Below are 9,847 nucleotides of genomic sequence, written 5' to 3'. Positions count from 1 at the left end.
GAATGCCTCGTAAGGGCCCCGCCCCGAAGCGCCCGGTCATCATCGACCCGGTCTACGGTTCTCCTCTGGTGACCTCCCTCATCAACAAGGTGCTGCTGAACGGCAAGCGTTCCACCGCCGAGCGCATCGTCTACGGTGCCATGGAGGGTCTGCGTGAGAAGACGGGCAACGACCCGATCATCACGCTGAAGCGCGCGCTGGAGAACATCAAGCCGACCCTCGAGGTCAAGTCCCGCCGTGTCGGTGGTGCGACGTACCAGGTTCCGATCGAGGTCAAGCCCGGTCGCGCCAACACGCTCGCGCTGCGCTGGCTGGTCGGTTACTCCCGCGCCCGTCGCGAGAAGACCATGACCGAGCGTCTGCTCAACGAGCTTCTCGACGCCTCCAACGGCCTGGGTGCCGCTGTGAAGAAGCGCGAGGACACGCACAAGATGGCCGAGTCCAACAAGGCCTTCGCGCACTACCGCTGGTAGTCGCTACCCACATCGAGACCGAGAGAAGACTGAAGCCTTATGGCTACCACTTCACTTGACCTGGCCAAGGTCCGCAACATTGGGATCATGGCCCATATCGACGCGGGCAAGACGACCACCACCGAGCGGATCCTGTTCTACACCGGTGTGTCTTACAAGATCGGTGAGGTCCACGACGGCGCTGCCACCATGGACTGGATGGAGCAGGAGCAGGAGCGTGGCATCACGATCACCTCTGCTGCCACCACCTGTCACTGGCCGCTGGAAGACGTCGACCACACCATCAACATCATCGACACCCCGGGACACGTCGACTTCACCGTCGAGGTGGAGCGTTCCCTGCGTGTGCTCGACGGTGCCGTGACGGTGTTCGACGGCGTCGCCGGCGTTGAGCCCCAGTCCGAGACGGTGTGGCGTCAGGCGGACCGCTACGGCGTCCCGCGCATCTGCTTCGTCAACAAGCTCGACCGGACCGGTGCCGAGTTCCACCGCTGCGTCGACATGATCAGCGACCGCCTGGGCGCGCAGCCGATCGTGATGCAGCTCCCGATCGGTGCCGAGGCCGACTTCAAGGGCGTCATCGACCTCGTGACGATGAAGGCCCTGGTCTGGTCCGCCGAGGCCACCAAGGGCGAGATGTACGACACCGTCGACATCCCGGACACGCACACCGAGGCTGCCGAGGAGTACCGCGGCAAGCTGCTCGAGGCCGTGGCCGAGAACGACGAAGAGATCATGGAGCTGTACCTGGAGGGCGAGGAGCCTTCCGTGGAGCAGCTGTACGCCGCGATCCGTCGTATCACCATCGCGTCCGGCAAGGGCACCGGCACCACCGTGACCCCGGTGTTCTGCGGTACCGCGTTCAAGAACAAGGGCGTCCAGCCCCTGCTCGACGCGGTCGTGCGCTACCTGCCTTCCCCCGTCGACATCGAGGCCATCGAGGGCCACGCGGTCAACGACCCGGAGGAGGTCGTCCGCCGCAAGCCGTCCGACGACGAGCCGCTGTCCGCGCTGGCGTTCAAGATCATGAGCGACCCGCACCTCGGCAAGCTCACCTTCGTCCGGGTCTACTCGGGCCGCCTGGAGTCCGGCACCGCGGTGCTGAACTCCGTCAAGGGCAAGAAGGAGCGCATCGGCAAGATCTACCGCATGCACGCCAACAAGCGTGAGGAGATCGAGTCGGTGGGCGCCGGCGACATCGTCGCCGTCATGGGCCTGAAGCAGACCACCACCGGTGAGACGCTGTCCGACGACAAGAACCCGGTCATCCTGGAGTCCATGGACTTCCCGGCGCCGGTCATCGAGGTCGCCATCGAGCCCAAGTCGAAGGGCGACCAGGAGAAGCTCGGCGTAGCGATCCAGCGTCTGGCCGAGGAGGACCCGTCCTTCCAGGTCCACTCCGACGAGGAGACCGGCCAGACCATCATCGGCGGTATGGGCGAGCTGCACCTCGAGGTGCTGGTCGACCGTATGCGCCGTGAGTTCCGGGTCGAGGCCAACGTCGGCAAGCCCCAGGTCGCGTACCGTGAGACGATCCGCAAGGCCGTCGAGCGCGTGGACTACACCCACAAGAAGCAGACCGGTGGTACCGGTCAGTTCGCCAAGGTGCAGATCGCGATCGAGCCGATCGAGGGTGGCGACACCTCGTACGAGTTCGTGAACAAGGTGACCGGTGGTCGTATCCCGAAGGAGTACATCCCTTCGGTCGACGCCGGTGCGCAGGAGGCCATGCAGTTCGGCATCCTCGCCGGTTACGAGATGACCGGTGTCCGCGTGACGCTGCTCGACGGTGCCTACCACGAGGTCGACTCCTCCGAGCTGGCGTTCAAGATCGCCGGGTCGCAGGCCTTCAAGGAGGCCGCGCGCAAGGCTTCGCCCGTGCTCATGGAGCCCATGATGTCCGTCGAGGTCACCACCCCCGAGGACTACATGGGTGAGGTCATCGGCGACATCAACTCCCGCCGTGGTCAGATCCAGGCCATGGAGGAGCGGGCTGGTGCCCGCGTCGTGAAGGGCCTCGTGCCCCTGTCGGAGATGTTCGGCTACGTCGGCGACCTCCGTAGCAAGACGTCGGGTCGCGCAAGCTACTCGATGCAGTTCGACTCCTACGCCGAGGTTCCGCGGAACGTCGCCGAGGAGATCATCGCGAAGGCCAAGGGCGAGTAACGCACCGCGTTCACACGCCGTAGGCTTGACTCCGGAGCCTCCAGGGGCATTCCCTCGCAAACGCGGACGGAATGCCCCCGGGTTCCGGGCCATTACAGCAAAGATCACCTGGCGCCGATGAAGTAAGGCGTACAGAACCACTCCACAGGAGGACCCCAGTGGCGAAGGCGAAGTTCGAGCGGACTAAGCCGCACGTCAACATCGGCACCATCGGTCACATCGACCACGGTAAGACGACCCTCACGGCCGCCATTACCAAGGTGCTGCACGACGCGTACCCGGACCTGAACGAGGCCACCCCGTTCGACAACATCGACAAGGCGCCCGAGGAGCGCCAGCGCGGTATCACCATCTCCATCGCGCACGTCGAGTACCAGACCGAGGCGCGTCACTACGCCCACGTCGACTGCCCTGGTCACGCGGACTACATCAAGAACATGATCACCGGTGCCGCGCAGATGGACGGCGCGATCCTGGTGGTCGCCGCCACCGACGGCCCGATGCCGCAGACCAAGGAGCACGTGCTCCTGGCCCGCCAGGTCGGCGTTCCGTACATCGTCGTCGCCCTGAACAAGGCCGACATGGTGGACGACGAGGAGATCCTGGAGCTCGTCGAGCTCGAGGTCCGTGAGCTCCTCACCGAGTACGAGTTCCCCGGCGACGACGTTCCGGTCGTCAAGGTCTCCGCGCTCAAGGCCCTCGAGGGCGAGCAGGAGTGGGTGGACTCCGTCCTCAACCTGATGAAGGCCGTCGACGAGTCGATCCCGCAGCCGGAGCGCGACGTCGACAAGCCGTTCCTCATGCCGATCGAGGACGTCTTCACCATCACCGGTCGCGGTACGGTCGTCACCGGCCGTATCGAGCGCGGTGTCCTCAAGGTGAACGAGGAAGTCGAGATCATCGGCATCAAGGAAGAGAAGACCAAGACCACGGTTACGGGCATCGAGATGTTCCGTAAGCTGCTGGACGAGGGTCAGGCCGGTGAGAACGTCGGTCTGCTGCTCCGCGGTATCAAGCGCGAGGACGTCGAGCGCGGCCAGGTCATCATCAAGCCGAACACGGTGACCCCGCACACCGACTTCGAGGCTCAGGCGTACATCCTGTCCAAGGACGAGGGTGGCCGCCACACGCCGTTCTTCAACAACTACCGCCCGCAGTTCTACTTCCGTACCACGGACGTGACCGGCGTGGTGACCCTCCCCGAGGGCACCGAGATGGTCATGCCGGGCGACAACACCGAGATGACGGTGGCGCTGATCCAGCCCATCGCCATGGAGGAGGGCCTGAAGTTCGCCATCCGTGAGGGTGGCCGCACTGTGGGCGCCGGCCAGGTCACCAAGATCCTCAAGTAAGCTCCGCTTGCTGAGGGTCATCGACTGACCTGTTGGTCTCCGACCTGCGAGAGGCCCGTACGACTCCGGTCGTACGGGCCTCTTCGTCATGCCCGGGGACAGCGCACGGGCTCGTCGCCCCGACGCCGCCGCCACACACCGTGACGGGGACGGGCTTCCACCGGTTGAAGTCCTCGGACGGTGGATCCGGCGGTCCGGCGGTGGTGCGCCGGCCGCCTCGGCGGCGAGAGGTGCACGATGAGCGGTCTGTCCGGTGGCGGGGCGGCGAGGGACCTGGTGTCCTCGCCCGCCGAGAAGCGGGCGGCGGCCCGGGCCGTCGAGGACCACCTGGAGCCGGGCACCCGCACGGCCGGCCGATGGGCGGACGAGGAGACGGCGGCCGCGGTGAAGGCGTTCGGCGCGCGGGACGGCGACGGCTGGCTGACCTCGCGCGCACTGCACGCGGCCCACGCGACCTGGACCGGACAGGTCAAGAACCTGCTGGACCGGCTCGGCGCGGAGAAGGACGCCCTGCGCGCCGCGAACACGGTGCTCACCGGCGCGGACATCGGCACCGGTGGGGCGCTGCGCAAGCTGTCCGCACTGGACCGGTACTGACGGGGACGGCCACCGATGCCGACGTACCACGAGATCATGACCGCCGACCTCGGCAGCCTGACCACCGCGGCGGACCGCTGGGACGGCATGGCGGCGGAGTTCGCCAAGCGGGAGGGGGAGTACCGCAAGGACGTGTACGGCGTCTCCACCGGCCCCGCGTCCTGGGCGGGCATGAGCGCGGAGGCGGCGCACGGCCGGTTCGCCGTCACGCTCAGGGAGTTCGCGTACGCGCAGACCGAGGCGAAGGCGATCGCCTCGCTCCTGCGGGACGCGCACGCCCAGTTCGTGGCACTGAAGGGCCGGCTGACGGCGGTGCGGCGGGAGGCGGTGGCGGCGGGGATACGGGTCTCCGAGCGCGGCCTGGTGGCCCACGACCCGGACTCCGGGGCCGCGGCGGCCCACCGGGACCCCGCTTCGGCCGTCCACTCCTGGCAGGAGCGCATCGACAAGGCGGTCCGGGACGTCACGGACGCGGACACCGGCGTACGGATCGCGCTGGCGGCGGTGGTCGTCGACTCCGCCGCACCGGCCGGGGGCCCCGGCTTCAACGGCAGGGCGACGGGTGACGTCGAGAGGTACGAGGCGCTGGCCGCGGAGAGGGCCCTGGCCCGCCTGAGCCGGGGAGACCGTCTCTCCGGCCGTGAACTGGCCGAACTGGAAAGGACGTTCCGCGACAACGCCGGCGACGAGGCGTTCTCACGGACCCTGCTGGACGGCCTGGGCGCCGAGGGCACGATCCGGCTGACGAATCAGCTGAACGACCTGATGCACGTACGGGGCGGACGCAGCGGGGCCCTCCTGCTGTCCTGCTCCGCGATCGAAGCCGGCCTGGCGGACTCGCTGGCGACGGCGACCCGGCACACGGACTCGGACTGGTACCGGCAGTGGCGGACGGACATGCGGGACGCGGGCGTCGAGCGCTTCCCGACGGCCGAACAGGCGGCCCGCCTGGACCAGGCCGTGGGCTACCAGTCCCTGGTGACGCTGATGCGGCACGGGCACGGCTACGCGCCGGACATGCTGGAGGATCTGACCGACGACATGATCGCCGCGGAACGCCGCGAACCGGGGATCTGGCGGCTGAAGGGCGAGTACGCCGGGCCGCACGGCGGCTGGTTCGCCAACGACCCGGTGGACGGCGCGCTGGGCATCATGAGCCGGGACCCCGCGACGGCGGCGCACTACCTGTCCTCGGACGCCCGGATGACGTACCTGGTCAAGGACCGGGACTGGGACGTCACGCTGCACGTACGGCAGGGGCCGACGGCCACCCTGTACGCGGCCGGACTCGACGCGGACGACCGGGCCGGCTTCGGGGCCGCGCTCCAGGCGGCGGCGACCGGGATCGACCCCTCGGACAGGCACGCGCACTATGTCGCCCACGGCGAGCGGAACGAGGCGGTCTTCCGGTCGGCCCTGGCCCAACTGGCCGCGCGGGGAGACGACTTCCCGCCGTCGCTGCGGCGCCCGCTGGCCGACGTCCTGGTCAATCACGGGGCCACGGTCCACGCCTCCATGAGCGAGATCGACATCGCCCGCTCGCCTCTGGAGCAGGACCAGCTCTTCGAGGTGGTGAAGCAGGTGTCCAAGGACGAGGGAGCGTACGGGGCGCTGAACGGGGGATTGAACCAGGCGATGGTCTCCGGGATCCACAGGGACCACCCCGACTCCGCGGAATCCCTGATCCGCGCCGGCCGCACGGTCGGCTTCCTGGAAGAGGCCCGGCTGCAGGCGCAGGGCGACCCCAAGACGGCGGAATTCGAGGCAAAGCCGCTCTTCGACAAGGCGATCAGCTACCTCCCGGTGGCCGGCGACGACGTCCAGGAAGGCTTCGACTACGTGACGGACCAGTGGCTGGAGGACGAGCAGAAGAGGCTGGATGAGAAGCAGGAGAAAGAAAACATCGAGTCGTACACCTCAAGGAACCAGCAGTTGATGGCTCTCGCACACGAGTGGTCCAAGGCGCATGGAACGGACGGCGACTCGCTTTTCGACCCACAGACCGAGATTCATAGATCTGCTGGAGACGGCATGGCCCATGCAGTCGGGATCTCAGGAGAGACGGTCAAATGAACAAGCGGCCGACTCTTATTTTCGTGGCCCTCTCCCTGCTCCTAGTGGCTTGCGGGCGGCCGACGCGCCACCAGGTTCCGCCCGTGCTCTGCGGCACCCGTGTCGACCCACAACTCACCCATGCTCTGGTGCAGTCGGGCGAGGAGTGGCATGAGTACAACCGGGTGGACCGAACGGAGGCCATCACGGCCCCCTGTCTGGTCGTTTCGGGTCAGGCAGTAGCACTCAAGTTCCGTTTCTCATGGCGATCCGTGGCCACAGATCTCATGTATCTGGCGACGGATACAGGAACTGTCTCGGGGGTCGCCAATCCGCGGAGTATCAATTTCAAGTACAAGACTCTCGTGGGATCAGACGGCGCAATCTCTCAAGCTCCCTGTAAAACCAAACGCGGGAGATATTTCACCCTCACTCTGCAAGTTCCCCGCATCCGTGTCACCGATCAATCCCACCGTAAGGACATCGAGAAATTCATGCGGGCCTACTTCCCCGCCACCGTGAGAACGCTGCACTGCGCGTAGGTGCGAGCCCCGCTCGCTCGGCTCGCTGGACCGGTCGGGTGTCGGTGTCGGTGATCGGGAACGGCGATCGGCGGACCGGTGCGTGGGGTGCGGGTGGTCGGCGCAGTGGGAGGCCCTCTGCGGCGGCACCTCGGACGGGTGCCGGATGCGCGTCGCGGGGCGTTCGGTTTGACCTACGTCACCTTCGGGGTAATCTCTTGCGCCCGATTGGCCAGCCCCCTGCCCCATATGGCAGACTGTCCGAGTTGCTCGGTCGAGTGTTGATGCTGCGCGCCTCCCGCCGGGAGGACCGGAAGCGAGTCCCACAGTACTCGTCGCCCTAACTGCCTGCGGGCAGCGCTGGGGCGGACGTACGGGAATCTTCCGGGAAGTGTGAGCGCGACACCGGCCAGGCACCCGGTGGGTCTTTGCCCCCGGCTTGCGGTTCCGGAAGGGCCGTGTGCATTCCCCGCAGGGATGTTCGAACAAGGGACATCTGTGTCAGCGGGAGCGCGACACGCCCGACCGCGTGGGTCGGAGACAGAAGGCGTAACCGCCGGGTTCCAGAGCGTTAGAGAGACAGGACTACTGAGTAGCCATGGCGGGACAGAAGATCCGCATCCGGCTCAAGGCCTACGACCACGAGGTCATCGACTCTTCGGCGAAGAAGATCGTCGAGACGGTGACGCGCACTGGTGCGTCGGTCGCGGGCCCGGTGCCGCTGCCCACTGAGAAGAACGTGTACTGCGTCATCAAGTCGCCGCACAAGTACAAGGACTCGCGCGAGCACTTCGAGATGCGCACGCACAAGCGCCTGATCGACATCCTCGACCCGACCCCCAAGACCGTTGACTCTCTGATGCGACTCGACCTCCCGGCCGGTGTCGACATCGAGATCAAGCTCTGAGGGCTGGTGATCTGAGAATGGCTAAGCAGATCAAGGGCATCCTGGGCGAGAAGCTCGGCATGACGCAGGTGTGGGACGAGAACAACCGTGTTGTTCCGGTCACCGTCGTCAAGGCCGGCCCCAACGTCGTCACCCAGGTCCGCACGAACGACACCGACGGCTACGAGTCCGTCCAGATCGCGTTCGGCGAGATCGACCCGCGCAAGGTGAACAAGCCCCTCAAGGGCCACTTCGCCAAGGCCGACGTCACTCCCCGCCGCCACCTCGTCGAGATCCGTACCGCTGACGCCAGCGAGTACACCCTCGGCCAGGAGATCACCGCCGAGGTGTTCGAGGCCGGCATCAAGGTCGACGTGACCGGCAAGAGCAAGGGCAAGGGCTTCGCCGGTGTCATGAAGCGTCACAACTTCAAGGGCCTCGGCGCCGGACACGGCACCCAGCGCAAGCACCGCTCGCCCGGTTCCATCGGTGGCTGCGCCACCCCGGGCCGCGTGTTCAAGGGCCTCCGCATGGCGGGTCGCATGGGCAACGAGCGGGTCACCACCCAGAACCTGACCGTCCACGCCGTTGACGCGGAGAAGGGTCTGCTGCTCATCAAGGGCGCGGTTCCCGGTCCGAACGGCGGCCTCGTCCTGGTCCGCACCGCGGCCAAGGGGGCCTGAGGTAACCGATGAGCACTGTTGACATCCTTTCGCCGGCGGGCGACAAGGCCGGTTCCGTCGAGCTCCCCGCGGAGATCTTCGACGTGGAGAAGATCAGCATTCCGCTGATCCACCAGGTCGTCGTCGCACAGCTGGCCGCTGCCCGCCAGGGCACGCACAAGACCAAGACCCGTGGCGAAGTCCGTGGTGGTGGCAAGAAGCCTTACCGCCAGAAGGGCACCGGCCGCGCCCGTCAGGGCTCGACCCGCGCGCCGCAGTTCGCCGGTGGTGGCGTCGTGCACGGTCCCGTGCCGCGTGACTACTCGCAGCGCACCCCGAAGAAGATGAAGGCCGCGGCCCTGCGCCACGCCCTCACCGACCGGGCGCGTCACAACCGCATCCACGTCGTCTCCGGCGTGGTCGAGGGCGCGAACCCCAGCACCAAGGCCGCGAAGAGCCTGTTCGGCAAGATCTCGGAGCGCAAGAACCTGCTCCTGGTCGTCGACCGCTCCGACGAGGCCGCGTGGCTGTCCGCCCGCAACCTGCCCCAGGTCCACATCCTGGAGCCGGGCCAGCTGAACACGTACGACGTTCTCGTCTCGGACGACGTGGTCTTCACCCAGGCCGCTTTCGAGTCCTTCGTGTCTGGCGCGCCGGCTGTATCGGCTGCTGACACCGAAGGGAGCGAGGCCTGATGGCTACGCGTCACCCGAGCATCGCCTCGAAGGCCGCCAAGGCCGCCAAGGTCGCGCGCCTCGCCAAGGCGAAGCGTCACGCGACCGAGGGCAAGAACACCGTCGAGACCCCGCTGAGCAAGTCCTTCACGGACCCCCGTGACGTGCTGCTCAAGCCGGTCGTCTCGGAGAAGAGCTACGCGCTCCTCGACGAGAACAAGTACACGTTCATCGTCGCCCCGGGCGCCAACAAGACCCAGATCAAGCAGGCCGTCCAGGCGGTCTTCGACGTCAAGGTCACCGGGGTCAACACGATCAACCGCCAGGGCAAGCGCAAGCGCACGAAGACCGGCTTCGGTCAGCGTGCCGGCAGCAAGCGCGCGATCGTGACCCTCGCCGAGGGCGACCGTATCGACATCTTCGGCGGTCCGACCGCCTGAGGGCGGTCCGGATCGTCCGATATC

10 protein-coding genes are annotated in these 9,847 nt (G+C 67.0%); all 10 read left to right on the top strand.

Annotated elements, in window-relative coordinates:
* The first annotated feature begins 2 nt into the window (after nt 1-2).
* Complete coding sequence (gene rpsG, locus ABVB68_RS08900; RefSeq protein ID WP_003992340.1) at nt 3-473, top strand: 30S ribosomal protein S7; 471 nt, start codon at nt 3-5, stop codon at nt 471-473.
* Nucleotides 474-512: 39 nt separating this feature from the next.
* Entirely contained in the window at nt 513-2,639 is a 2,127-nt protein-coding gene (gene fusA, locus ABVB68_RS08895; RefSeq protein WP_353600337.1) for an elongation factor G, read from the top strand.
* Between the two features lie 158 nt (nt 2,640-2,797).
* Nucleotides 2,798-3,991 carry an elongation factor Tu gene (tuf, locus tag ABVB68_RS08890; protein ID WP_353600336.1) on the top strand — a complete coding sequence of 398 codons (1,194 nt, stop codon included), beginning with the start codon at nt 2,798-2,800 and terminating at the stop codon, nt 3,989-3,991.
* Nucleotides 3,992-4,228: 237 nt separating this feature from the next.
* Complete coding sequence (locus ABVB68_RS08885; protein WP_353600335.1) at nt 4,229-4,588, top strand: hypothetical protein; 360 nt, start codon at nt 4,229-4,231, stop codon at nt 4,586-4,588.
* 15 nt (nt 4,589-4,603) lie between these two features.
* Complete coding sequence (locus ABVB68_RS08880) at nt 4,604-6,661, top strand: hypothetical protein (protein WP_353600334.1); 2,058 nt, start codon at nt 4,604-4,606, stop codon at nt 6,659-6,661.
* Nucleotides 6,658-7,182 carry a hypothetical protein gene (locus tag ABVB68_RS08875; protein WP_353600333.1) on the top strand — a complete coding sequence of 175 codons (525 nt, stop codon included), beginning with the start codon at nt 6,658-6,660 and terminating at the stop codon, nt 7,180-7,182. The genes ABVB68_RS08880 and ABVB68_RS08875 overlap by 4 nt, the downstream gene beginning before the upstream one ends.
* 577 nt (nt 7,183-7,759) lie before the next feature.
* Nucleotides 7,760-8,068 (top strand): 30S ribosomal protein S10, encoded by a 309-nt coding sequence (gene rpsJ / locus ABVB68_RS08870; protein ID WP_003948644.1) that lies wholly within the window; start codon nt 7,760-7,762, stop codon nt 8,066-8,068.
* A 17-nt stretch (nt 8,069-8,085) separates the two neighbouring features.
* Nucleotides 8,086-8,730 carry a 50S ribosomal protein L3 gene (rplC, locus tag ABVB68_RS08865; protein ID WP_123991105.1) on the top strand — a complete coding sequence of 215 codons (645 nt, stop codon included), beginning with the start codon at nt 8,086-8,088 and terminating at the stop codon, nt 8,728-8,730.
* A gap of 8 nt (nt 8,731-8,738) precedes the next feature.
* Nucleotides 8,739-9,404 carry a 50S ribosomal protein L4 gene (gene rplD, locus ABVB68_RS08860; protein WP_353600332.1) on the top strand — a complete coding sequence of 222 codons (666 nt, stop codon included), beginning with the start codon at nt 8,739-8,741 and terminating at the stop codon, nt 9,402-9,404.
* Complete coding sequence (gene rplW, locus ABVB68_RS08855) at nt 9,404-9,823, top strand: 50S ribosomal protein L23 (protein ID WP_353600331.1); 420 nt, start codon at nt 9,404-9,406, stop codon at nt 9,821-9,823. The genes rplD and rplW overlap by 1 nt, the downstream gene beginning before the upstream one ends.
* Nucleotides 9,824-9,847 lie beyond the last annotated feature (24 nt).

It is taken from the genome of Streptomyces sp. NPDC096012 (assembly GCF_040426375.1).
GTDB lineage: Bacteria > Actinomycetota > Actinomycetes > Streptomycetales > Streptomycetaceae > Streptomyces.
This window is presented reverse-complemented; position numbering and strand designations above follow the sequence as displayed.

What these genes read in the sequence shown, in the direction of transcription:
- rplD (WP_353600332.1), top strand. Translation starts at nt 8,739, where the DNA reads ATGAGCACTGTTGACATCCTTTCGCCGGCGGGCGACAAGGCCGGTTCC.
- ABVB68_RS08880 (WP_353600334.1), top strand. Translation starts at nt 4,604, where the DNA reads ATGCCGACGTACCACGAGATCATGACCGCCGACCTCGGCAGCCTGACC.
- fusA (WP_353600337.1), top strand. Translation starts at nt 513, where the DNA reads ATGGCTACCACTTCACTTGACCTGGCCAAGGTCCGCAACATTGGGATC.
- rpsG (WP_003992340.1), top strand. Translation starts at nt 3, where the DNA reads ATGCCTCGTAAGGGCCCCGCCCCGAAGCGCCCGGTCATCATCGACCCG.
- rplW (WP_353600331.1), top strand. Translation starts at nt 9,404, where the DNA reads ATGGCTACGCGTCACCCGAGCATCGCCTCGAAGGCCGCCAAGGCCGCC.
- ABVB68_RS08885 (WP_353600335.1), top strand. Translation starts at nt 4,229, where the DNA reads ATGAGCGGTCTGTCCGGTGGCGGGGCGGCGAGGGACCTGGTGTCCTCG.
- rpsJ (WP_003948644.1), top strand. Translation starts at nt 7,760, where the DNA reads ATGGCGGGACAGAAGATCCGCATCCGGCTCAAGGCCTACGACCACGAG.
- ABVB68_RS08875 (WP_353600333.1), top strand. Translation starts at nt 6,658, where the DNA reads ATGAACAAGCGGCCGACTCTTATTTTCGTGGCCCTCTCCCTGCTCCTA.
- rplC (WP_123991105.1), top strand. Translation starts at nt 8,086, where the DNA reads ATGGCTAAGCAGATCAAGGGCATCCTGGGCGAGAAGCTCGGCATGACG.